General features: G+C 67.5%; 19 protein-coding genes and 5 tRNA genes. 18 read left to right on the forward strand and 6 right to left on the reverse strand.

Annotation, left to right across the window (positions count from 1 at the left end):
- From cyoB to cyoD, 3 genes are read left to right on the forward strand one after another with little or no spacing between them, the layout of a single operon-like run.
- Positions 1–2007, forward strand: coding sequence for a cytochrome o ubiquinol oxidase subunit I (cyoB, locus tag U5798_RS17690; protein ID WP_124455415.1), 2007 nt, complete (start codon positions 1–3; stop codon positions 2005–2007).
- Positions 2007–2615 (forward strand): cytochrome o ubiquinol oxidase subunit III, encoded by a 609-nt coding sequence (gene cyoC, locus U5798_RS17695; RefSeq protein WP_322082761.1) that lies wholly within the window; start codon positions 2007–2009, stop codon positions 2613–2615. The genes cyoB and cyoC overlap by 1 nt, the downstream gene beginning before the upstream one ends.
- Positions 2616–2948, forward strand: coding sequence for a cytochrome o ubiquinol oxidase subunit IV (cyoD, locus tag U5798_RS17700; protein WP_011352504.1), 333 nt, complete (start codon positions 2616–2618; stop codon positions 2946–2948). It abuts the gene before it with no gap.
- A gap of 110 nt (positions 2949–3058) precedes the next feature.
- Here cyoD and U5798_RS17705 read toward each other — a convergent pair whose 3' ends face one another.
- Entirely contained in the window at positions 3059–3358 is a 300-nt protein-coding gene (locus U5798_RS17705; RefSeq protein ID WP_322082762.1) for a DUF4148 domain-containing protein, read from the reverse strand.
- A gap of 218 nt (positions 3359–3576) precedes the next feature.
- Here U5798_RS17705 and U5798_RS17710 point away from each other — a divergent pair, with 218 nt between their 5' ends.
- From U5798_RS17710 to U5798_RS17720, 3 genes are read left to right on the forward strand one after another with little or no spacing between them, the layout of a single operon-like run.
- Positions 3577–4251, forward strand: coding sequence for a response regulator transcription factor (locus tag U5798_RS17710; RefSeq protein ID WP_124455413.1), 675 nt, complete (start codon positions 3577–3579; stop codon positions 4249–4251).
- Positions 4252–4262: 11 nt separating this feature from the next.
- On the forward strand, positions 4263–5654 hold the full coding sequence (locus U5798_RS17715; RefSeq protein WP_322082763.1) for a HAMP domain-containing sensor histidine kinase: 1392 nt from the start codon (positions 4263–4265) through the stop codon (positions 5652–5654).
- Positions 5655–5673: 19 nt separating this feature from the next.
- Positions 5674–6339: a response regulator transcription factor gene (locus U5798_RS17720; protein ID WP_124455411.1), complete on the forward strand. Its 666-nt coding sequence runs from the start codon at positions 5674–5676 to the stop codon at positions 6337–6339.
- Between the two features lie 58 nt (positions 6340–6397).
- Here U5798_RS17720 and U5798_RS17725 read toward each other — a convergent pair whose 3' ends face one another.
- The 4 genes from U5798_RS17725 to U5798_RS17740 all read right to left on the reverse strand — a co-directional run bounded on the left by U5798_RS17725 (position 6398) and on the right by U5798_RS17740 (position 12557).
- On the reverse strand, positions 6398–6655 hold the full coding sequence (locus tag U5798_RS17725; protein ID WP_322082764.1) for a DUF4148 domain-containing protein: 258 nt from the start codon (positions 6653–6655) through the stop codon (positions 6398–6400).
- Positions 6656–6765: 110 nt separating this feature from the next.
- On the reverse strand, positions 6766–8181 hold the full coding sequence (locus tag U5798_RS17730; RefSeq protein WP_322082765.1) for an efflux transporter outer membrane subunit: 1416 nt from the start codon (positions 8179–8181) through the stop codon (positions 6766–6768).
- Positions 8174–9349 (reverse strand): efflux RND transporter periplasmic adaptor subunit, encoded by a 1176-nt coding sequence (locus U5798_RS17735; RefSeq protein WP_322082766.1) that lies wholly within the window; start codon positions 9347–9349, stop codon positions 8174–8176. Before U5798_RS17735 ends, U5798_RS17730 begins: the two co-directional genes overlap by 8 nt.
- The gene (locus U5798_RS17740) at positions 9339–12557 is read right to left on the reverse strand and encodes an efflux RND transporter permease subunit (protein WP_322082767.1); all 3219 of its coding nucleotides are present in this window, start codon (positions 12555–12557) and stop codon (positions 9339–9341) included. The genes U5798_RS17735 and U5798_RS17740 overlap by 11 nt, the downstream gene beginning before the upstream one ends.
- A gap of 296 nt (positions 12558–12853) precedes the next feature.
- On the opposite strand from U5798_RS17740, the gene U5798_RS17745 reads away from it, so the two are divergent.
- The 6 genes from U5798_RS17745 (at position 12854) to U5798_RS17770 (ending at position 19910) form a co-directional block, all read left to right on the forward strand.
- Positions 12854–13207 carry a hypothetical protein gene (locus U5798_RS17745; protein WP_124455406.1) on the forward strand — a complete coding sequence of 118 codons (354 nt, stop codon included), beginning with the start codon at positions 12854–12856 and terminating at the stop codon, positions 13205–13207.
- Between the two features lie 157 nt (positions 13208–13364).
- Positions 13365–15248 carry an extracellular solute-binding protein gene (locus U5798_RS17750; protein WP_322082768.1) on the forward strand — a complete coding sequence of 628 codons (1884 nt, stop codon included), beginning with the start codon at positions 13365–13367 and terminating at the stop codon, positions 15246–15248.
- 50 nt (positions 15249–15298) lie between these two features.
- The gene (locus U5798_RS17755) at positions 15299–16342 is read left to right on the forward strand and encodes a microcin C ABC transporter permease YejB (protein WP_124455404.1); all 1044 of its coding nucleotides are present in this window, start codon (positions 15299–15301) and stop codon (positions 16340–16342) included.
- A 48-nt stretch (positions 16343–16390) separates the two neighbouring features.
- Positions 16391–17488, forward strand: a complete 1098-nt coding sequence (locus U5798_RS17760) for an ABC transporter permease (RefSeq protein WP_124455403.1) — start codon at positions 16391–16393, stop codon at positions 17486–17488.
- The gene (locus U5798_RS17765; protein WP_124455402.1) at positions 17485–19107 is read left to right on the forward strand and encodes an ABC transporter ATP-binding protein; all 1623 of its coding nucleotides are present in this window, start codon (positions 17485–17487) and stop codon (positions 19105–19107) included. The genes U5798_RS17760 and U5798_RS17765 overlap by 4 nt, the downstream gene beginning before the upstream one ends.
- A 128-nt stretch (positions 19108–19235) precedes the next feature.
- On the forward strand, positions 19236–19910 hold the full coding sequence (locus U5798_RS17770; RefSeq protein WP_124455401.1) for a C40 family peptidase: 675 nt from the start codon (positions 19236–19238) through the stop codon (positions 19908–19910).
- 149 nt (positions 19911–20059) lie between these two features.
- Here the strand turns inward: U5798_RS17770 and U5798_RS17775 are convergent, their stop codons facing one another.
- Positions 20060–20974 carry a patatin-like phospholipase family protein gene (locus U5798_RS17775; RefSeq protein WP_124455400.1) on the reverse strand — a complete coding sequence of 305 codons (915 nt, stop codon included), beginning with the start codon at positions 20972–20974 and terminating at the stop codon, positions 20060–20062.
- 279 nt (positions 20975–21253) lie between these two features.
- On the opposite strand from U5798_RS17775, the gene gltX reads away from it, so the two are divergent.
- The 6 genes from gltX (at position 21254) to U5798_RS17805 (ending at position 23529) form a co-directional block, all read left to right on the forward strand.
- Positions 21254–22663 carry a glutamate--tRNA ligase gene (gene gltX, locus U5798_RS17780; RefSeq protein ID WP_124455399.1) on the forward strand — a complete coding sequence of 470 codons (1410 nt, stop codon included), beginning with the start codon at positions 21254–21256 and terminating at the stop codon, positions 22661–22663.
- A gap of 128 nt (positions 22664–22791) precedes the next feature.
- Positions 22792–22867: transfer RNA gene (locus U5798_RS17785), tRNA-Ala, on the forward strand.
- A gap of 137 nt (positions 22868–23004) precedes the next feature.
- Positions 23005–23080: transfer RNA gene (locus tag U5798_RS17790), tRNA-Glu, on the forward strand.
- A 78-nt stretch (positions 23081–23158) separates the two neighbouring features.
- Positions 23159–23235: transfer RNA gene (locus U5798_RS17795), tRNA-Asp, on the forward strand.
- Positions 23236–23298: 63 nt separating this feature from the next.
- A tRNA-Glu gene (locus U5798_RS17800) sits at positions 23299–23374 on the forward strand.
- A gap of 78 nt (positions 23375–23452) precedes the next feature.
- Positions 23453–23529 (forward strand) — tRNA-Asp (locus tag U5798_RS17805).
- Positions 23530–23544: the final 15 nt, after the last annotated feature.

Consider the following 23544-nt stretch of genomic DNA (forward strand, 5'->3'; position numbering starts at 1 on the left):
ATGTTCGGCAAACTCACACTCTCGGCGATCCCGTTCGACCAGCCCATCATCATGGGGGCAGGCGCCTTCATGGGGCTGGTCGTGCTGGGCATTCTCGCCGCGCTGACGATCACCGGCCGGTGGAAATGGCTGTGGACGGAATGGCTGACCACGGTCGACCACAAGAGGCTCGGCGTGATGTACATCATCGTCGCGCTGATCATGCTGCTGCGCGGCTTCGCCGACGCGATCATGATGCGCATGCAGCTCGCGCTCGCGTACAACGGGCCCGGCTACCTGCCGCCGCACCACTATGACCAGGTCTTCACGGCACACGGCGTGATCATGATCTTCTTCATGGCGATGGTGTTCATGGTTGGCCTGATGAACCTGATCGTGCCGCTGCAGATCGGCGCGCGCGACGTCGCGTTCCCGTTCATCAACTCGCTGTCGTTCTGGATGACGGCCGTCAGCGCGATCCTGATCAACGTGTCGCTCGTGATCGGCGAATTCGCGCAGACGGGCTGGCTTGCGTACCCGCCGCTGTCGGAGCTGCAGTTCAGTCCGGGGGTAGGGGTCGACTACTACCTGTGGGCGCTGCAGATCTCGGGCGTCGGCACGCTGCTGACCGGCGTGAACTTCTTCGTGACGATCATCAAGATGCGTGCGCCCGGCATGACGCTGATGAAGATGCCGGTGTTCACGTGGACCGCGCTCTGCACGAACGTGCTGATCATGGCGTCGTTCCCGATCCTCACCGCGACGCTCGCGCTGCTCGGCCTCGATCGTTACCTCGGCATGCACTTCTTCACGAACGAAGCCGGCGGCAACGCGATGCTGTACCTGAACCTGATCTGGGCGTGGGGCCACCCGGAGGTGTACATCCTGATCCTGCCGGCGTTCGGGATCTTCTCGGAAGTCATCGCGACGTTCGCGAAGAAGCCGCTGTTCGGCTACAAGACGATGGTGTACGCGACCTGCGCGATCATGGTGCTGTCGTTCCTCGTGTGGCTGCATCACTTCTTCACGATGGGCTCGGGGGCGAACGTGAACGCGTTCTTCGGCATCATGACGATGATCATCGCGATCCCGACCGGCGTGAAGGTGTTCAACTGGCTGTTCACGATGTATCGCGGCCGGATCGAATTCACGACGCCCGTGCTGTGGACGATCGGCTTCATGGTCACGTTCACGCTCGGCGGCATGACCGGCGTGATGATGGCGATTCCGGGCGCGGACTTCGTGCTGCACAACAGCCTGTTCCTGATCGCGCATTTCCACAACGTGATCATCGGCGGCGTGCTGTTCGGCTATCTCGCGGGCTTCAACTACTGGTTCCCGAAGGCGTTCGGCTTCAAGCTGAACGAGAAGCTCGGCAAGGCCGCGTTCTGGTTCTGGCAGATCGGCTTCTACGTCGCGTTCGTGCCGCTCTATGTGCTCGGCTTCATGGGCATGACGCGCCGCCTGAACCACTACGACAACCCGGCCTGGCATCCCTGGCTGCTGGTCGCCGCGTTCGGCGCCGTGCTGATCGCGATCGGCATTGCGTGCCAGGTGCTGCAGCTGGTGGTCAGCATCCGCAACCGCCACCTGCCCGAGTACCGCGACACGACGGGCGACCCGTGGGGCGGCCGCACGCTGGAGTGGGCGACCTCGTCGCCGCCGGCCGACTACAACTTCGCGGTGATCCCGCAGGTGCGCACGCTCGACGCGTACGCCGACATGAAGGCGCGCGGCGAAGGCCGGCCGAACCCGGCAACGTTCCGCGACATCCACATGCCGTCGAATACCTGCGCGGGCCTCGTGATCGCGATCTTCAGCCTGGTGCTCGGCTTCGCGCTGGTGTGGCACATCTGGTGGATGGCGATCGGCGGGCTCGTCGGGATCATCGCGACGCTCGTGATCTACAGCTCGCGCGATAACGACGGCTATTACATCCCCGCGTCGACGGTGCGGAAGATCGAAGACAAGCAGCCGACGCAGCGCGTGGCCGCGCGCGTCGACGACGTGGAACTGGAGGCCAACTGATGTTGCAGAAAACCTTGAGCGCAACCCTGCTCGAGCACGACGACCATCCGCCGTCGCATTCGGTGTTCGGTTTCTGGCTGTACCTGATGACCGACTGCGTGATCTTCGCGGCGCTGTTCGCGACGTTCGCGGTGCTCGGCCACCAGTATGCGGGCGGCCAGACCGCGAAGGAGCTGTTCGACATTCCGGGCGTCGCGGTGGAAACCGCCGCGCTGCTGCTGTCGAGCATCACGTACGGATTCGCGATGCTCGCGGCATACAAGCAGCGCCGCGGCGCGCTGCTCGCGTGGCTCGCGGTGACGTTCGCGCTCGGCGCGGCGTTTCTCGCGATGGAACTGCGCGAGTTCTCGCACCTGATCGCCGAAGGCGCGGGCCCGCAGCGCAGTGCGTTCCTGTCGGCGTTCTTCACGCTGGTCGGCACGCACGGGCTGCACGTGACGGCCGGCCTCTTGTGGATGATCGTGCTCGCCGGGCAGATCGTATTCCGCGGCGGCGACCTGACCGATCGCGACCTGCGGCGCCTGACGTGCCTGAGCCTGTTCTGGCACTTCCTCGACATCGTGTGGATCTGCGTGTTTTCCTTTGTCTATCTCGCGAGCGTGATCTAAATGGCCCATTCGCATTCGTCTCAACTCGAAGAAGGGCACGGCAGCGTCGGCGGCTACGTCGCCGGCTTCATCCTGTCGGTGCTGCTCACGGCCGCGTCGTTCGGCCTCGTGATGGGCGGCGTGCTGTCGCCGCATGCGTCGCTGATCGCGCTCGCCGTGCTCGCCTTCGTGCAGATCGTCGTGCACCTCGTGTACTTCCTGCACATGAACGGCTCGTCGGGCCAGCGCTGGAACGTGATGGCGTTCAGCTACACGGTGCTGACCGCGGCGATCCTGATCGTCGGCACGTTGTGGGTGATGCACAACGTCAGCATGAACATGATGTCGCGCTGAGCGGCATCGCGGCGCAGCGGTCGGCATCGATGCGCGTTCATGAAGAAAAGGCGGCACGCAAGTGCCGCCTTTCTCGTTTCTCCCCGGCCGTGTTGCGCGCGGCCGTGCGCTCAGTGCTGCACGCCCGCGTCGGCCGTCAGCGCATGCGTGCAGTCCGCGCGGTATTCGGCGGCGAGCCGATGCTTCGCGCCGTCGAGATCGTCGGGGTAGTAGGGGCTCGCGTGCGCCGGATCGTAGCCGACCTGTTCGAGCTCGGTCAGCTCGCGCACGAGGTCCGCATGCGTGACGTCGCGGCCCGTGTGAACGAACGGGTACGCGTTGCATTCCTGCGGGGTGAGGTGCGGTCCCGCCAAGGCGGCGGTGCTGGCGCATGCGAGCAGCATGCAGGCGACGGTGGTCGACAGTTTCATCCGGTAGCTCCTGGTTTCGCGGCCCGATGCCGCAGGACGTCAGCGTAGGCGGCGCGCACGGCGGAGCGGGCGACGCACGGATGAAACATGTTTCACGCGCGCTTGCCGCGGCGCCGGATGAAGCATTTTTCATGTAACGCCGGACGGCGGCCGCGTCGCCTACGATAGTCGCGGGCGCATCGTGTGCGCCCGACGTGACGTTCATTGCGAGGACAACCATGCGAGTGCTGACAGTCGAGGACGATGCGGTGACCGCGAACGAGATCGTCGGCGAGCTGACCGCGCGCGGGTTCGAGGTCGACTGGATCGACAACGGCCGCGACGGGATGATGCGCGCGATGAGCGCATCGTACGACGCGATCACGCTCGACCGGATGCTGCCGGGCGCGGACGGCCTCGCGATCCTCACCGCGATGCGCACGGTCGGCATCGATACGCCGGTGCTGATGCTGAGCGCGCTCGGCGACGTCGACGAGCGCATCCGCGGGCTGCGCGCGGGCGGCGACGACTACCTGACGAAGCCGTTCGATTCCGGCGAGCTGAGCGCGCGCATCGAGGTGCTGCTGCGCCGCCGGCAGGCATCGGGCGTGCCGCAGCAGACGCTGCTGAAAGTCGGCGCGCTCGAACTCGACCTCATTTCGCGCTGCGCGCGCCGCGGCGGCGACGAGATTCCGCTGCTGCCGACGGAATTCCGCGTGCTCGAATTCATGATGCGCAACGCGGGCCAGACCATCACGCGCACGATGCTGTTCGAGACCGTGTGGGGCTATCACTTCGATCCCGGCACCAACCTGATCGACGTCCACATGGGCCGGCTGCGCAAGAAGATCGATCCGCCCGGCGCGCAACCGATGATCCAGACGGTGCGCGGCTCGGGCTACATGCTCGCGTGACGGAGGCGGGAATGGACGCGGCTCGCGCGGCGAACTTCACGCGCCGCTGGCATACGACGACGTTTCGCTGGCTGTGCGCGTATGCGGCGATCTTCTCGGTGTCGCTGCTGCTGCTCGCGGGCGTGATCAACGTGGCGGCGACGCACACGATGGCGCGCGACACCGACGAGGTGCTCGCGTGGCAGCTGATCTATTTCGATTCGATCCCCGATGCCGAGCTGCCGCTCGCGATCCACCGGCGGCTCGAGCACGAGCACATGCATACGAGTTTCTACGGGCTGTTCGACGCGGCCGGGCACCGCGTGGCCGGCGACATCGCAACGCCGCCCGCGCTGCGCGCGGACCGCCAGGGGCGGACGCTGAACCGCACGCTCGCGCCGCTCGACGGCCAGCCCGCGCCGATCACGCGTGCGATGGCCGTGCGCCGCGACAACGGAATGACGCTGGTCGTCGCGCGCGACCTGTCGCATTTCATCCAGATCCGCGATGTCGCGATCCGCGGGCTCGTGATCGGCGGCGTGATGATCCTGATTGCGGGTATCGCGGGCGGCAGCATGCTCGGCATGCGGCAGATGCGCCGCGTCGCCGCGATCCGGCGCGTCACGCGGCAGATCGCCGAAGGCGATCTCGGCAAGCGGCTGCCGGTCGGCCGCTATGACGAACTCGACCTGCTCGCGCATCTGGTGAACCACATGCTCGACGAAGTCGAGCGGCTGATGGGCGAGGTGCGCCATACCTGCGACGGCATCGCGCACGACCTGCGCACACCGCTCGCACGCGTGCACACGATGCTGGCGCGGCTGGCCGACCAGCCGTTCTGCGCGGACGATCCTGCGTCGGCGGCGCTGCTGGCTTGCGCGCGCGACGAAACCGACCGGTTGCTCGAACGCTTTCGCGCGATGCTGCGCATCTCCGAGATCGGCACACTGAGTCGGCGCGGCGGCTTTGCCGCGGTCGACGTCGCGGCGTTGCTGCGCGACGTGTGCGAACTCTATGAACCGCTGGCCGAAGCCGCCGACGTGTCGTTCATGCTCGATGCGGCATCGGTCGACGGCATTCATGGCGACCGCGCATTGCTGTTCGAGGCGTTCAGCAATCTCGCCGACAACGCCATCAAGTTCACGCCGCCGGGCGGTCGCGTGCGCGTCGTGCTCCACACGACCGCGAACGGCCCGCTCGTGCGTTTCGAGGACACCGGTCCCGGCATTCCGCCCGGCGAGCGCGACGCGGTACTCGAACGCTTCTATCGCGGCGAGCGCACGCGCCATGTGAACGGGTCGGGGCTCGGCTTGAGCATCGTGTCGGCCGTGATGCGCGTGCACGGTTTCGCGCTGCGGATCGGCGCTGCACAGCCGGCCGGCGCGGCGATCACGGTCGAATGCTGGCCGCGCTCGCTCGCATGACCGCGCAGGAGAACGATCGATGCGCATCCTGCTGATTGCGCCGCCGACCCCGGAGGCCGCGCGGCTCGACAAGGCATTTCGCGAAAGCATGCACGGGGTCGAACGCGTCGACGGATGGCGCGACGGCTGTTTCGCGGCGACGCAGGACCGGTTCGATGCCGTCGTGATTGCTGCGCCCGATGCCGCGGCCGACCCGGCGATCCTCGCCGGACTGCCGCGACTCGCCGTCTCGGCCGGCGGCGCGACGATCGCCGCGATCGTCACCGGCGCAACACCCGCGCAGCGGGCGCGGATGCTGCAGGCCGGCTGCGACGTATGTCTTGCCCACCCGTGTTCGTTCGTTGAACTGCACGAGCGGCTGCGCGCGCTGTGGCGCCGCGCCGGTGCGATCGACAAGCGTGAATCGGTCCGGCTCGACGCGGCGACACGCGCACTCGAGGAGCCCGGCAGGCGGCTGGCGCTCAGCGCGCGGGAATTCCGTCTCGTCGAATGCCTGCTGCGCGAATCGGGACGGCCGGTCGGGCGCGATGTCGTGCTGCGGTATGCATGGGGCGACGCAGACATCGAACCCGAAACGGTCAATGCGCTGGTCGTGCGGTTGCGGCGCAAGCTGGCCGCGCATGCGTTCTCCGCGCGGATCGAAACGGTTGCGCGATTCGGGTTCCGGTTCGACACGGGCAGGTGACGGCGCGATATCGCGCCGCGCGTGCCGCGCGCCGCACGGCACGCACGCTTGCGTACGGTCAGTGCGAATAGAGTTCGCGATTGAGTTGCGCGAGCTGGCCGTCGCGTTCGGCGTGGACGAGTTCGCGGTAGACCTGCGCACGCGTCAGCGGCGCGGCTTGCGGGGCATTCCATGCCGATTGCGATGACACCCGTGCGGGTGCGCTGGAGGCGAGCGTCTGCGAAGCCGTCGGCGCAGCGGGCGGCATCGCGCTGGCCCGGCCGGGCAGCGCGATGCAGAGGGCGGAGAGGAGGGTGGCGGACATCAAGGTCTTCATGGCGTGATCCTTTTCAAGTGACAGTGGCCGGTGCCGCGACGGCGATGCCGGCAGGTACCACGTTATCGGGCGCGCCGGTGCGGGCACCGGGCGTGCCGATGAAGAAACGTTCATGAACGCGCGGCGTGCCAGCCGCCGCCGAGCGCGCGCACGAGCCCGACGGAGGCCTGCAGGCGTCGTGCCTCGGCATCGAGCGACGCGATCTGCGTATCGAGTTCGGTCGTCTGCGCCGTGACCACGTCGAGATAGCTGACCGCACCGTCGCGATAGCGCGACATCGCGAGTGCGAGCGACTGCCGTGCCGCGACGAGCGCCGCGTCGTCCTGGTCCGATTCGTCGCCGAGACGGTGCAGCAGCGCGAGATCGTCCTCGACCTCGCGGAACGCCTGCAGCACGACGGCGCGATAGCGTGCGCCCTGTTCGGCGAACTGCGCGCGCGACTTGCGTACGCCGGCGGCGCGCAGGCCGCCGTCGAACAGCGTCATCGCGAGACGCGGCCCGATCGACCAGATCTCGTTCGGCGCGGCGAGCCACGGCGAAAACGTATCGCTCTGGAAGCCGGCATCGAGGCCGAGCGACAGGTCGGGGAAATAGGCCGCGCGGGCGACGCCGATCCGTGCGTTCGCGGCCGCGACGCGGCGTTCGGCGGCGGCGACGTCCGGCCGGCGTTCGAGCAGCGTCGACGCGAGTCCGGTCGGAATCGACGGCACGCCCGGCAGCGCCGCGACGGGGGGCAACGTGAACGTCGACGCGGATGCGCCGACGAGCGCCGCGATCGCATGCTCGTCGAGTGCGCGGCGCGCGGCGATGTCGGACGCGCGTGCCTGGGCAAGCGAGAGTTGCGTCTGCGCACGCGACACGTCGAGCCCCGACGCGAGGCCGCCGCGATGGCGGCTGACCGTCAGCTGCCACGCGCGGCGGTACGTGTCGATCGTTTGCGCGAGCGTGTCGGCTTCGCGGTCGAGGCCCGCGAGGTCGAAGTAGGTGCTGGCCACGCCGGCCTGCAGGCTGAGCCGGACCGACGCGAGATCGTCGTCGGCCGCCTGCGCATCGTTGCGGCTGGCCGCGACCGTGTTGCGGACCTTGCCCCACAGATCGACGTCGTAGCCGATGCCGGCTTCGAGCGTGTTCGATTCGTAGACGTCGGGCTGGCCACTGCCGCGCAGCGGCCGGCGCGCCGACTGGCGGTCGCGGTCGGTTTCGGCATCGATGCCCATGGTCGGCAGCAATGCCGCATGCGCTTCGTCGAACAGCGCGGCAGCTTCGTCGTGGCGTGCGACGGCGACTGCAAGGTCGGGATTCGCCTGTGCGACGAGCGGTTCGAGCCGGTCGAGCGTCGCGTCGCCATACACGCGCCACCAGCCGTCGCGCGGCAGGCGATCGGCCGGTGCGGCATCGACCCACGGGCCCGTTTCGCGAAACGCGGCCGGTAGCGGAACGTCCGGTGCGCGATAGGTCGGCGCAAGCGAACAGCCCGCGAGCAGCGCGATGCTGCCCAGCCACGCGGCAAGCAGTCGGTCAGCCATGCGCGCGCTCCGTGGTCGTGGTGCCGGCGACGCGCACGCGGTCGCCATCTGCGAGCGAATCGGGCGGGTTGTCGATCACGCGGTCACCGGCCGAGAGCCCCGACGCGATCTCGACGCGCGTGCCGAGATCGGTCGCGATCGATACGTTGCGCAATCTTGCATGGCCGTTCGCGTCGAGTACCGCGACCTGCAATCCGTCATGGCGGAAGATCAGCGTGCTGGCCGGAATCGTCAGCGCGTGCGGGGCGCCGGGCACCGCGATCCGCACCTGCGCGTATTCGCCGGGAAACAGCGTGCCGGCCGGGTTGGCGATCGAGAACTGCGCGAGCAGCGTGCCGGAAGCCGGATCGATCGACTGCGCGGAATCCGCGAGCGTCGCGTCGAACGTCGTGCCGGGGCGCTCCGGCACGGTCAGCGCGACCTGCATGCCAGCGCGGATCGCGGCCGCGTCGTCTTGCGGCACGTGGACGTACAGCCGCAGCCGCCGTGCATCCGACACGGTGAAGAGTTCGGCGCCGTTGCCGCTGCCCGCGTCGATCAGCGCGCCGACGTCGGTCTTGCGGGCCGTCACGACGCCGTCGAACGGCGCGGTGAGCCGCTTGAACGATTCGAGTGCTTCGAGCCTTCGCACGTTGGCGGTGCTGGCCTCGACCGCCGCGCGTTTCGCGTCGAGGTCGCTGCGCTTCTCGTCGGCCTCCTGCTGCGATACGGAGTCCTGCGCAAGCATCGCGGCCCAGCGTGCGGCCGTGACGGCGGCGAGCCGCTCGTTCGCGCTCGCGCTTTGCAGGTCCGCGCGGGCCTGCTGCAACTGCTGGTCGAGATCGGGCGTGTCGATCGACGCGAGCAGCTGGCCGGCCTTTACGTGCGCGCCGATATCGGCGTACCACGCATGCAGGTAGCCCGGCACGCGTGCGTAGATCGGGGCGTCGACATACGCGTCCAGGCGGCCCGGCAGCACGAGTGCGTCGGCCGCGGCCGGCTGCGGCGCGACCGTTGCGACGGTCGGGATCGCTTGCTGCGCGGTCCATGCGGCGACCGCGTGCGCGTCGTGCAGGCGGGCAAAGACGCCGGCGGCCGCGACGGCGAGCGCGGCGGCAGCGCCCGCGATCGCGAGCGGCTTCAGGTAGCGCGGCGTGCCGGGGGGACGGACTTCGAATTCAGTGGACATGCTGTTCTCCCGGAGTAACGGAAAGGGATTCGGAGCGCGGCGCGCGATCGCGCCGATGAACGAGGCTGAACACGACGGGCACGAACACCAGCGTCGCGACGGTCGCGCACAGCAGGCCGCCGATGACCGCGCGGCCGAGCGGGGCGTTCTGCTCGCCGCCGTCGCCGAGGCCGAGGGCCATCGGCGCCATGCCGATGATCATCGCGAGCGCAGTCATCATCACGGGACGAAAGCGCGTGAAGCCGGCCTCGAGTGCGGCGACGGCCGCGTCGGCGGTGTGCGCGAGCCGTTCGCGTGCGAAGGTGACGACGAGGATGCTGTTCGCGGTCGCGACGCCCATGCACAGGATCGCGCCCGTCAACGCGGGTACCGACAGCGGCGTGCGCGTGACGAACAGCATCCAGACGATGCCGGCGAGCGCGGCAGGCAGCCCGCTCACGATCACGAACGCGTCGCGCCACGAATGGAAGTTCACGACGATCAGCAGGTAGATCAGCAGCACCGCGCCGGCGAGGCCGGCGAGCAGCCCGCCGAATGCGCTGTTCATCGTCTGCACCTGGCCGCGCACCGTCACGCGCGACCCTTTCGGCAGGTCGGCGGCGCTCGCGTGCAGCACGCGCTCGATGTCGGCGCTGACCGCGCCGAGATCGCGATCCTGTGTGGTCGCGAAGATGTCGTACTGCGGCGCGATGTCGTAGTGCGACACGACCGCGTCGGTCTGCCCGCGCACGATCGTCGCGAGGCCGCCGAGCAGTTGCGGGGCGCCCGTGCGGCCGGTGACGGGCAGCGCGCGCAGGTCGGACAGCGACGTCATCCGGTATTGCGGCGTCTGCGCGACGATCGGATAGGACACGCCGTTGTGCGGATCGAGCCAGTAGGTCGGCGACACCTGGCTCGTGCCGGACAGGCTGGCGACCACCGCATTGGTGACGTCCTGCTCGGTGACGCCGAGCTGCGCGGCGCGCGCGCGGTCGACCGACACCGTGAACTGCGGATAGGTCGACGCCTGCTGCACGCGCGCATCGGCGACGCCCGGCACCGCGCGGATGCGGCGCAGCAGCTCGGTCGCATACGCCCGGTTGGCCGCCCGGTCGGGGCCCGTCACTTGCACGTCGATCGGGGCCGGGGCGCCGAAGTTGAGGATCTGGCTCACGATGTCGGCGGGCAGGAACGAGAACGTCACGCCCGGAAAGGCACGCGGCAGCGCGGTGCGCAGCTGCTTCACGTAGCGGGCCGTCGGCGCGTGGTCGCCGGTGAGCGACACGAGGATGTCGCCGTCCTGCGGGCCGATCGTGCCGCTGTTGCTGTACGTGAGGTTGATCCCGCTGTTCGGCAAACCCATGTTGTCGACGATGCTCGCGAGCGCGCGCGGCGGCACGACGCCGCGTACCGTGCGCTCGACGCGGTCGAACAGCGCGGCCGTTTCCTCGATGCGCGTGCCGATCGGGGCGCGCACGTGGAGCGCGATCTCGCCCGAGTCGACCGACGGGAAGAAGTTGCGGCCGAGCATCGGCACCAGCACGAACGACACGGCGACCGCCGCGAGGAACGACACGACGAAGCGGGCGGGGTGGGCAAGCGCGAGGCCGAGCACGATGCGGTAGCCGCCGCGCAGCGCGGCGAAGCGGCGCTCGAAGCCCTGCTGGAACGCGACGAGCGGATTGCGTGCGCGCGGCGGCGCGAACGGCGCGCCGTGCGGTGCGAGCACGGCCGCCGGATGCGCGGCATGCGGCTTCAGCAGGTAACGGGCCATCATCGGCACGAACGTGCGGGACAGCACGAACGACGCGATCATCGCGAAGATCACGGCTTCGGCCATCGGTACGAACAGGAAGCGCGCGACGCCGTCGAGCAGCAGCATCGGCACGAACACGATGCAGATGCACAGCAGCGACACGAAGGCCGGCGCGACGATCTGCGATGCGCCGTCGAGGATCGCGCTGCGCACGTCCTTGCCCTGTTCCAGATGCCAGTTGACGTTCTCGATCGTGACGGTCGCGTCGTCGACCAGAATGCCGACCGCGAGCGCGAGCCCGCCGAGCGTCATCACGTTGAGCGTCTCGCCCGCGGCGGCGAGCGCGGCGATCGCCGCCAGCACCGCGAGCGGGATCGACGCGGCGATGATCAGCGTGGAGCGCCAGCTGCCGAGGAACAGCAGGATCATCGCGGAGGTGAGCGCGGCGGCGATCAGGCCTTCGCGCGCGACGCCGCTCACGGCGCCCTTGACGAACACCGACTGGTCGCCCATCACGACGAGCCGGAGCGACGGCGGCAGCGTCGCCTCGATGCGCGGCAACTGCGCCTTGACGCCCGCGATGATGTCGAGCGTCGACGCCGAGCCGCTTTTCAGCACGCTCATCAGCACCGCGCGGCGGCCGTCGACGCGCACGATGTTGCCCTGCGGCGGAAAGCCGTCGCGCACGTGCGCGACGTCGCGCATGAAGATCACCGCGCCGTCGACGGTCCGGATCGGCAGCGCGTTGAGCTGGTCGATGGTCAGCGGGCTGTCGTTGAGCCGGATGTTGTATTCGAAGCCGCCGATCTTCTGCGTGCCGGCCGGGATGATCTGGTTCTGCTGCGCGAGCGCGGTCGCGACGTCCTGCGCGGACAGCCCCTTGGCCTGCAGCGCCTGCGGATCGAGGTCGATCTGCACCTGGCGCACCTTGCCGCCGTACGGCGACGGAATCGCGACGCCCGCGACTGACAGCAGCTGCGGCCGGATCACGTTGGTCGCGTAGTCGCCGAGCTGCTGCTCGTTCAGCGTGTCGCTCGTCAGCGCGAGCTGCAGCACGGGCACCGTCGACGCGTTGTAGTTGAGGATCTGCGGCGGCGTGGTGCCGGGCGGCATCTGCTTGAGCACCGTCTGCGAGATCGACGTGACCTGCGCGGTCGCGGTGCGGATGTCGACGCTCGGCTGGAAGAAGATCTTGACGATCCCGAAGCTGCGGAACGACTGCGACTCGATGTGCGCGACGTCGTTGACCGTCGTGCCGAGCGTGCGCTCGTAATACGTGACGATGCGCCCCGACATGTCGGCCGGCTGCAGGCCCGCGTAGTTCCAGACGACACTGATGACCGGGATCCGGATGTCGGGAAAGATGTCGGTCGGCGTGCGCAGCGCCGCGAGCGGCCCCGCGATCAGGATCAGCAGCGCGAGGACGATGAACGTGTAGGGGCGCGCGAGCGCAAGTCGGACGAGTTTCAGCATCGGCGAGGTCTCCGCCGGCGCGGGGCGCCGGCCTGTCAGCGAAGTGCCGAAGCGTGGCGGGAACCCGATTCGGCTCGCGCAGTGTGCGTGGCGCCGCTTAACGCCGGGCGCGGGGCAGGATGAAAGATGTTTTAGGAAAGGACGCGAAGCGGGTGGGACGGGCGCCGATTGTTACAAGACGTTAGCGCGGCTTCCCGTTGCGATGCCGCGCATCAGTTCTTACAAACTTGAAATATGCGGAGAAGGGGCTTGCCGTTATAGTCGGATCACACATGAAACAACCAGAAGAGGAATCCATGAAGACTTTGCGTGTTGCCTCGCTCTTGACCGGTATGACGGCCTTGCTCGTGTCGGGCGCAGCAATGGCGGGAGTCAATGTCGGGATCAACGTCGGCGTGCCGGCACCGGTCTACGTCGCACCCGCGCCCGTGTATGTGCCGCCGCCCCCGCCGCCGGTCGTCTACCAGCCTGCGCCGGTGTATGCACCGGCCTACGCGCCGGCGCCGACGATCGTGATCGGCTGGCACGGCGACCGTTACTGGGATGGCCGCCGCTACTGGGGCCGCGACGAGTGGTATCGCCGCCATGGTCGCGGCTGGGGCGACGATCGCGGTCACTGGGATCATGGCCGCCACAACGGCTGGCGCTGATCGGCGCGCCGCGCACGCGTGATGCGTGACGCGTGCGCGCTGTCTGCCGGCAAACAGGACAAGAAAACCGCCCGCGTGGCGGTTTTCTTTTGGCCCGACGGATTGAATGGGTAGAATCGTCCCACGTTACAACCCTCATTCGACCGACAGGGCCTTTATGACGAAGGGTTCGCCCCGGGCCGCCGCCGCGCGAGCCTGCCTCGGCGCGCGGCGTGCCGTACGGGCCGCCGGCCGCGTGGCCGCGGCGTTTGCGCTGTATGCGGCGCTGGCCGCACCGGCCGCTCACGCGGCCCATGCGATTGCGCAGTACGGCGAGCCGAAGTATCCGCCGGGCTTCAAGCATTTCGACTACGTCAATCCCGATGCGCCGAAGGGCGGCACGCTGGTGCTCGCGAACCCGAACCGGCTGACGTCGTTCGACAAGTTCAATCCGTTCACGATGCGCGGCAATTCCGCGCCGGGCATCGACATGCTGTTCGAGAGCCTCGCGACCGGCAGCTCCGACGAACCGGCGTCCGCCTACGGGTTGCTGGCCGACGACATCGACATCGCGCCCGACCGCCGTTCGGTCACGTTCCACCTGAATCCGCGCGCGCGCTTCTCGAACGGCGATCGCGTCACGGCAGACGACGTCAAGTTTTCGTTCGATACGCTGAAGAGCAAGCAGGCCGCGCCGCAGTTCGGCGCGTATTTCGCGGAGATCGCGAAGGCCGTGGTGGTCGACCCGGCCACCGTGCGCTTCGAGTTCCGCAGCGCGAATCGCGAACTGCCGCTGATCGCCGGCGGCGTGCCCGTGTTCTCGCGCAAGTGGGGCTTGCGCGCGGACGGCTCGCGCATCCCGTTCGACCAGCTCGCGTTCGAGCAGCCGATCGGCAGCGGCCCGTACCTGATCGAGCGCTACGACAACGGCCGCACGATCACCTACCGGCGCAACCCTGCGTACTGGGGCGCCGACCTGCCGGTGCGGGTCGGCACCTACAACTTCGAGCGGATCGTCTACAAGCTGTACGGCGACGGCGTCGCGCGGCTCGAGGCGTTCAAGGCCGGCGAATACGACGTGCTCGTCGAGTACATCGCGCGCAACTGGACGCGGCGCGACGTCGGCAAGCGCTTCGACAGCGGCGAACTCGTCAAGCGCGAATTCCGCCAGCATAACGGCGCCGGCATGCAGGGCTTCTTCATGAACCTGCGCCGGCCGCTGTTTCGCGACGTGCGCGTGCGCCAGGCGCTCGACCTCGCGTTCGACTTCGAATGGCTGAACCGCCAGGTGTTCTACAGCGCGTACACGCGCCTCGACAGCTATTTCGCCGATACCGACCTGCAGGCCACCGGTACACCGGGCGAAGGCGAGCTGAAGCTGCTCGAGCCGCTGCGCGCGCAGCTCGACCCGGCCGTGTTCGGCCCGATGGTCACGCAGCCGGACACGAACCCGCCGGGCTCGCTGCGCGCGAACCTGCTGAAGGCGCGCACACTGCTCGCGCAGGCGGGCTGGACCTATCGCGACGGCGCGCTGCGCAACGCGAAGGGCGAGCCGTTCACGTTCGAGATCCTCGACGATTCGGGCGCCGCGATGGAAGGTATCGTGACGGCCTACCAGCGCAATCTCGCGAAGCTCGGCATCGACGCACGCTTTCGCACGGCGGATTACGCGCTGCTGCAGAAGCGCCTCGACGCGTTCGACTACGACATGACGACGATCCGCCTGCCGGGCGTGCAGGTGCCGGGCTCCGAGCAGTACTCGCGTTACGCGAGCAAGTTCGCCGACGAGCCGGGTTCCGACAACCTCATCGGACTGAAGTCGCCGGCCGTCGATACATTGCTGCACGCGCTCGGTACCGCGCAGACGCGCGAAGACCTGCTCGATGCGACGCACGCGCTCGACCGCGTGCTGATGCACGGCTACTACGCGGTGCCGCAGTGGTACAGCACGACGCACCGGATCGCGTACCGGCGCACGCTGGCCTATCCGCAGACGCTGCCGCTGTACTATTCGGCCGAAGGCTGGGTCGTGTCGACCTGGTGGGCAACGCCCGATCACTGACCCGCGCCGCCCCTTCGTCAAACCCGCCACAGATCACGAGTCGACGCCCTATGTGGAGCTACATCCTCAAACGCCTGCTGCTGATGATCCCGACGCTCGTCGGCGTGCTGACCCTCACGTTCGCGGTGATCCAGTTCGTGCCGGGCGGGCCCGTCGAGCAGGCCGTGCAGGAATTGCGCAAGGGCGCGACGGAGCAGGGCGCGGTGCCGTTCGGGATGCGTGCGCACACCGGCGTCGACGCGCAGCAGCTCGCGCAGCTCAAGGCGCTGTATGGCTTCGACAAGCCGCCGCTCGAACGCTACTGGCTGATGCTGAAGCGCTTCGCGCGCTTCGATCTCGGCGAGAGCTACTTCCGCCACCAGAGCGTGTGGTCGCTGGTCGTGCAGAAGCTGCCGGTGTCGATCAGCATCGGGCTGTGGACGTTCTTCCTCACGTACCTGATCGCGGTGCCGCTCGGCATCGCGAAGGCCGTGCGCAACGGGTCGCCGTTCGACGTCGCGACGAGCCTCGTCGTGCTCGTCGGCTATGCGATCCCGGGTTTCGTGCTCGGCGTGCTGCTGCTCGTGCTGTTCGGCGGCGGCTCGTTCTGGCAGCTCTTTCCGCTGCGCGGCCTCACGTCGGACAACTTCGCGCAGCTGTCGCTCGTCGGCAAGGTGCTCGACTACCTGTGGCACATCGCGCTGCCGATCACGGCGTCGGTCGTCGGCAGCTTCGCGGTCGTCACGATGCTCACGAAGAACGCGTTCCTCGACCAGATCCGCCGGCAGTACGTGCTGACCGCGCGCGCGAAGGGGCTCTCCGAGCGCAGCGTGCTGTGGAAGCACGTGTTCCGCAACGCGATGCTGCCGCTGATCGTCGGCTTCCCGGCAGCGTTCATCGGCGCGTTCTTCACGGGCAGCCTGCTGATCGAGACGCTGTTCTCGCTCGACGGCCTCGGGCTGCTGTCGTACGAGTCGGTCGTGCGGCGCGACTATCCGGTCGTGCTCGGCACGCTGTACCTGTTCACGCTGATCGGGCTCGCGACCAAGCTGATCTCCGATCTCTGCTATGTGTGGGTCGATCCGCGCATTCAATTCGACAACCTGGAGCGCTGACATGAAACGATCCATCCGCCTGTCCGGCGCCATGGGGCGAGGCGCGCGATGAACCGGGCCATCGCATCATCCCGCATCGACGCCGCGCGCGCGCGCGTGTCGCCGTCGCCCGCGCGGCGCGTGTGGCAGCGCTTCAGGCAGCAGCGCCTCGGCTACTGGAGCTTCGTGATCTTCGTCGTCGCATTCGCCGCGAGCCTCGCGGCGCCGCTGTGGTCGAACGACAAGCCGCTCGTCGTGCGCTACGACGGCCAGACCTATTTCCCGATGTTCCATGCGTATCCGGAAACGACCTTCGGCGGCGATTTCCCGACGCCGGCCGACTATCTCGATCCGTATGTGCGCAAGCGGCTCGAGGCGCCCGGCAACTTCGTCGTCTATCCGCCGAACCGCTATTACTACGACACGCTGAACTACTTCTCGAACGTGCCGAACCCGGCGCCGCCGTCGCGCGAGAATTGGCTTGGCACCGACGCGCAGGGGCGCGACCTGCTCGCGCGGCTCGTGTACGGGTTCCGCATCTCGGTCGAGTTCGGGCTGATCCTGACCGTGATCGGCACGCTGCTCGGGATCGCCGCGGGTGCGGTGCAGGGCTTCTTCGGCGGGCGCATCGACATCGTCGGGCAGCGGCTGATCGAGATCTGGAGCTCGCTGCCCGAGCTGTACCTGCTGATCATCTTCGCGTCGATCTTCGAGCCGAGCTTCCTGCTGCTGATCGTGCTGCTGTCGCTGTTCGGCTGGATCGGGCTCGCCGACTACGTGCGCGCGGAATTCCTGCGCAACCGCACGCAGGACTACGTGCGCGCGGCCCGCGCGATGGGGCTCACGAACGGGCAGATCATCTGGCGCCACGTGCTGCCGAACAGTCTCACGCCGGTGATCACGTTCCTGCCGTTCCGGATGAGCGGTTCGATCCTCGCGCTCACGAGCCTCGATTTCCTCGGGCTCGGCGTGCCGCCGCCGACGCCGAGCCTCGGCGAGCTGCTCGCGCAGGGCAAGGGCAACCTCGACGCGTGGTGGATCTCGCTGTCGACGTTCGGCGTGCTGGTCGCGACGCTGCTGCTGCTCACTTTCATGGGCGACGCGCTGCGCAACGCGCTCGACACGCGGATCGCCGATTCGGTGCGCGCGGCGGGAGGCCAGCGATGAGCGAGACGACCGTATCGACGCAGAGCGAACCGCTGCTGTCGCTCGAGCGTCTGCACGTGCGCTTCGGCGACACGGTCGCGGTGGACGACGTGACGCTCGCGATCGGCCGCGGCGAGCGCGTCGCGCTCGTCGGCGAATCGGGTTCCGGCAAGAGCGTGACCGCGCTGTCGATCCTGCGGTTGCTGCGCGACGCCGAAGTCGGCGGCGCGATCCGGTTCGCGGGGCAGGACCTGGTGGGCAAGAGCGAGCGCGAGATGCGCGGGCTGCGCGGCTCGGACATCGCGATGATCTTCCAGGAGCCGATGACGGCGCTCAACCCGCTGTATACGATCGGCGTGCAGATCGGCGAGACGATCGTGCTGCACGACGGCGTATCGGCGGCCGAGGCGCGCAAGCGCGCGATCGCGCTGCTCGCGCGCACGGGCATCGCGGAGCCGGACAAGCGCGTCGACAGCTATCCGCATCAGTTGTCGGGCGGCCAGCGGCAGCGCGCGATGATCGCGATGGCGCTGGCGTGCCGGCCGCGGCTGCTGCTCGCCGACGAACCGACCACCGCGCTCGACGTGACGATCCGCGCCCAGATCGTCGATCTCCTGCTGGAGCTGCAGCGCGAGGAAGCGGAAAAGCGCGGGATGGCGATCCTGCTGATCACGCACGACCTGAATCTCGTCAGACATTTCGCCGAGCGCATCGCGGTGATGGAGCACGGCCGGCTCGTCGAGAGCGGGCCGGTCGAGCGGATCTTCGCGAACCCCGAGCATCCGTATACGCAGCGGCTGCTGAACAGCCGGCCGCAGCGCACGGTCATGCCGGTGATGCCGATCGCGCCCGTCGTGCTCGACGCGCGCCACGTGAGCGTGCAGTTCGCGCGCAAGCGGCCGGGCATCGCGGGCTGGTTCGGTACGGTGCCGGTGACGGCCGTAGCCGACGTGTCGGTGTCGGTGCGGCAGGGCGAGACGCTCGGCATCGTCGGCGAATCGGGATCGGGCAAGTCGACGCTCGCGATGGCGCTGCTCGGGCTGCAGAAGACGGCCGGCGGCGAGATCGAATTCCAGGGGCGCGCGCTGTCGACCTATCGCGGGCGCGAGCAGACCGCGCTGCGCTCGAACATGCAGGTGGTCTTTCAGGACCCGTTCAGTTCGCTTTCTCCGCGTCATACGATCGAGCGGATCGTCGGCGAGGGGCTCGAGCTGCATCGCCCCGACATGACGCCCGACGCGCGCCGCGCGAAGTCGCTCCAGGTGCTGCGCGAAGTGGGCCTCGACCGCACGGTGCTGCACCGGTATCCGCACGAATTCTCGGGCGGGCAGCGCCAGCGGATCGCCATCGCCCGTGCGCTGGTGCTGGAACCGCGGATCCTGATCCTCGACGAGCCGACGTCGGCGCTCGACGTGTCGATCCAGCAGCAGGTGCTGAAACTGCTCGCGAATTTGCAACAGAAATACAACCTCGGCTATGTGTTCATCAGCCACGACCTGGAGGTGATCGGCGCGATGGCGCACCGCGTCGCGGTGATGCAGGACGGCGCCGTCGTCGAGTCGGGGGAGGTGTCCGACATCTTCGCGAGACCGTCACATCCTTACACACAAAAGCTGTTGAAAGCGGTCTGGAAAGCGTGATAGGCGTCCAATGGTCTGACCATCTCGATTGTATTTATTAATTTGTTTTGACAAACGATTACGCGCTGGCTAGTATCGACCGAAATTTTCCGCCAATCAGCTGATTTTTAAGCACATTCCATCGACCAATGCAGCATCGATCCCTGACCCAGGCATGCGCGCGCACCATCGCCGGGCTGTTCATCGGCGCCCTGTTCGCAGCTGCTCCCGGCGCGTTCGCCGACGAAGTCAGCAGTTTTAACCAGAATGTCAGCAATTCGACTCAGATCGGGTCGGGTTCCTCCCTCCAGCAGGCCAGCGCACAGCCGTCGAGCGGCGGCGCGAAGTCGTTCCTTGCCGGCATGGCGGGCAAGGCAGGCGACGTGGTCGTCGGCGCGCTGAACATGATCGGCGTCCGTTACCGCTGGGGCGGCAACTCGCCGGATTCGGGCCTCGACTGCAGCGGCTTCGTCCGCTACGTGTTCCAGGACACGCTCGGCATGTCGCTGCCGCGTCGCGCGGAAGAGATGAGCCGCGTCGGCGAGAAGGTGAGCATGAGCAACCTGAAGCCGGGCGATCTCGTGTTCTTCAACACGATGCGCCGCACGTTCTCGCACGTCGGCATCTACATTGGCGACAACAAGTTCGTGCATTCGCCGTCGACGGGCAGCACCGTTCGCGTCGACGATCTCGACAGCGGCTACTGGGAAAAGCGTTTCACCGGCGCGCGCCGGATCGAATCGGAATTCCCGATGAAGCCCGAAGATCTCCGTCAGCGCGTGCGCGCGACGATCGGCGACGATTCGGCGAACGGCAACAACTGACGTTCGCGGTCGGTCAGGCCGAAAAAAACCCTGTCACCGAAAGGCGGCAGGGTTTTTTGTTTTGGGGGCCGAGCGGGCGACGGCTGGATCTCGCACGGCTGGCTGCAGCGCGGGGGCGACCTGGGCCGCCCCCGCGCTGACGGGTGCGACTACGCGGCCGCCACGCCGCGCGCGGCCGCCAGCTTGCGCTGCAGTTCCGGCATGATCCGCGCGACCGCTTCCTCGCCCGCGAGAATCGCCGCGTTGCGCTGGTTGAAGTCGCTGCCGCCCATCGCCGCGAGGTTCGGGCGGATCACGACGTCCGCGTACTTGTCGAGCTCGTAGGTCTTGATCGTCTGGCCCATGATCGTGAAGGTCTGCAGCAGCATCTCGATCGGGTTGTTGGTCGCCGCGCCGTCCGGCCGGGCCGAGATGTCGACCGCGATCACGAAGCTCGCGCCCATCTTGCGCGCATACGACGCGGGCACCGGGCTCACGAGGCCGCCGTCCACATATTCGCGGTTGCCGATCTTCACTGGTTCGAACACCGACGGCACGCTGCACGACGCGCGGACCGCGAGGCCCGTGTTGCCCTGCTGGAACAGGATCGGCTGGCCGCTTTGCAGGTCCGTCGCGACAATGCCGAGCGGCTTCGCCATCTTCTCGATCGGCCGGTTGTTCAGCGTCTTGTTCAGGAAATTCTGCAGCGCGACGCCTTGCAGCAGGCCGCGCGAGCGGAACGGCAGCGCCCAGTCGCTGATGGCCGCCTGGTCCATGTCGAGCGCGATCTTGTTGATCTGCAGCGCGTTCATGCCCGACGCGTAGAGCGCGCCGACCACCGAGCCCGCGCTCGTGCCGGCGACGATCTCGACCGGGATGCCGCGCGCCTCGAGCGCCTTCAGCACGCCGATGTGGGAGAAGCCGCGCGCGGCACCGCCGCCGAGCGCGATGCCGATCTTCACGGGCTTCTCTTGCGGCTGGGCGGTGCCGGGGCGGGACTTGTCGCCGAATGACGTGCAGGCGGCGAGGCTGGCGGACGCGCAGGCGATCGTGAAGTGGCGGCGCGACAGGCGAGGGGACGACATCGAATGGTTCTCCGGCGGCTTGGCGGCGGGTCACACGGCCCGCGGCGGCGATAGGTTTCGAGCGGCCGCGCGGCGGGTTCCGTGCGGCCGGCGCCGCGCCGGCTGGCGGCCGCGGCGCGCACATCATAAAGCAAGCGGTGCGCTTGGCGCGATGTCCGGCGCGAGTATAATTCCGGCTTCTTTCCCGTTCCGGGCGTCGCCGGCTCCGTTGCTGTCCGGGCTGCCGCCGTCGCGCCGCGTCGAATCATTCATGCGCCCCAGGCGTTCGAGTTACCGTTTATGACCCGTCCTGTCCGTACCCGCTTCGCGCCGAGTCCCACCGGCTTCATTCACCTCGGCAACATCCGCTCCGCACTCTATCCTTGGGCGTTTGCCCGCAAGATGAAGGGCACGTTCGTGCTGCGCATCGAGGATACCGACGTCGAGCGTTCGACGCAGGAAGCGGTCGATGCGATCCTCGAAGGGATGCAATGGCTCGGCCTGGATTTCGACGAAGGCCCGATCTACCAGATGCAGCGGATGGACCGCTATCGCGAAGTGCTCGCGCAGATGCTCGAGAAGGGTCTCGCGTACCCGTGCTACATGTCGGCCGAGGAGCTCGACGCACTGCGCGAACGCCAGCGTGAGGCCGGCCTGAAACCGCGCTATGACGGCACGTGGCGTCCGGAGCCCGGCAAGGTGCTGCCGGAGCCGCCGGCCGGCGTGAAGCCCGTGCTGCGCTTCCGCAATCCGCTGACGGGCACGGTCGTCTGGGACGACGCCGTGAAGGGGCGCGTCGAGATCTCGAACGAGGAACTCGACGATCTCGTGATCGCGCGCCCGGACGGCACGCCGATCTACAACTTCTGCGTGGTGGTGGACGACATGGACATGGGCATCACGCACGTGATCCGTGGCGACGACCACGTGAACAACACGCCGCGCCAGATCAACATCCTGAATGCGCTCGGCGGCGAGCCGCCCGTCTATGCGCACCTGCCGACCGTGCTGAACGAGCAGGGCGAGAAGATGAGCAAGCGGCATGGCGCGATGAGCGTGATGGCGTACCGCGACGCGGGCTTCCTGCCGGAAGCGGTCGTCAACTATCTCGCGCGCCTCGGCTGGTCGCACGGCGACGCCGAGATCTTCTCGCGCGAGCAGTTCGTCGAATGGTTCGATCTCGAGCATCTCGGCAAGTCGCCGGCGCAGTACGACCACAGCAAGCTGAGCTGGCTGAACGCGCACTACATCAAGGAAGCCGATAACGCACGCCTCGCCGAACTCGCGAAGCCGTTCCTCGATGCGCTCGGCATCGACGACGCGGCGATCGCGACGGGCCCGGCGCTCGACGCGGTGGTCGGCCTGATGAAGGATCGCGCGACGACGGTGAAGGAGATCGCGGAGGGCGCGACGATGTTCTATCGTGTGCCGGCACCGGAAGCCGACGCGCTCGCGCAGCACGTGACCGATGCCGTGCGGCCGGCGCTGGCCGATCTCGCCGCCGCGCTGAAGGCGGCCGACTGGACGAAGGAGGCGGTGTCCGCTGCGCTGAAGGCGACGCTCGCCACGCACAAGCTGAAGATGCCGCAGCTCGCGATGCCGGTGCGTCTGCTGGTGGCCGGCACCACGCATACGCCGTCGATCGATGCGGTGCTGGTGCTGTTCGGTCGGGACGTCGTGGTGTCGCGCATCGAGGGCGCGCTCGCCTGAGGTTCGTGCGTCGATGAAGCTGTCTGCGCGTGAGCGCGCGGCAGCTTCGCAAAATATTTCGCGCGAATCGCAAAAAGGGTATTTACAAGTTCAAAGTAGGTCCATATAATCTCATTTCTGTTCTGCAAGGGGGTATAGCTCAGCTGGGAGAGCGCTTGCATGGCATGCAAGAGGTCAGCGGTTCGATCCCGCTTACCTCCACCAACAGAACAAGCTGGATTGATTTGCGAAGCAGCGGTAGTAATAAATGCTTCACAAAATGATTCAAAGCAGTTAGAATTTCGGCCTTCGCTGTTGACCAGAAGTGAATAGCGAAAGTCAGACAGGTCTGAAAAGATCATGTCCCCTTCGTCTAGAGGCCTAGGACATCACCCTTTCACGGTGAGTACAGGGGTTCGAATCCCCTAGGGGACGCCAGATTCAGCGGCGTTTCGTAGAAGTGTCGCGAGGCTTGCAGGAACGTAACCGACGTCCTGCAGGTTGGGTAAGAAAGCTGGAGCGGTAGTTCAGTCGGTTAGAATACCGGCCTGTCACGCCGGGGGTCGCGGGTTCGAGTCCCGTCCGCTCCGCCAGAACGAAGCCCGTTCAAGACGTTTTTGAGCGGGCTTTTGTATTAAGGATGTAAGCAGTACGTTGTCCCCTTCGTCTAGAGGCCTAGGACATCACCCTTTCACGGTGAGTACAGGGGTTCGAATCCCCTAGGGGACGCCAGATTCAGCGGCGTTTCGTAGAAGTGTCGCGAGGCTTGCAGGAACGTAACCGACGTCCTGCAGGTTGGGTAAGAAAGCTGGAGCGGTAGTTCAGTCGGTTAGAATACCGGCCTGTCACGCCGGGGGTCGCGGGTTCGAGCCCCGTCCGCTCCGCCAGAACGAAGCCCGTTC

Source organism: Burkholderia sp. BCC1972 (assembly GCF_905339605.1).
Lineage (GTDB): Bacteria > Pseudomonadota > Gammaproteobacteria > Burkholderiales > Burkholderiaceae > Burkholderia.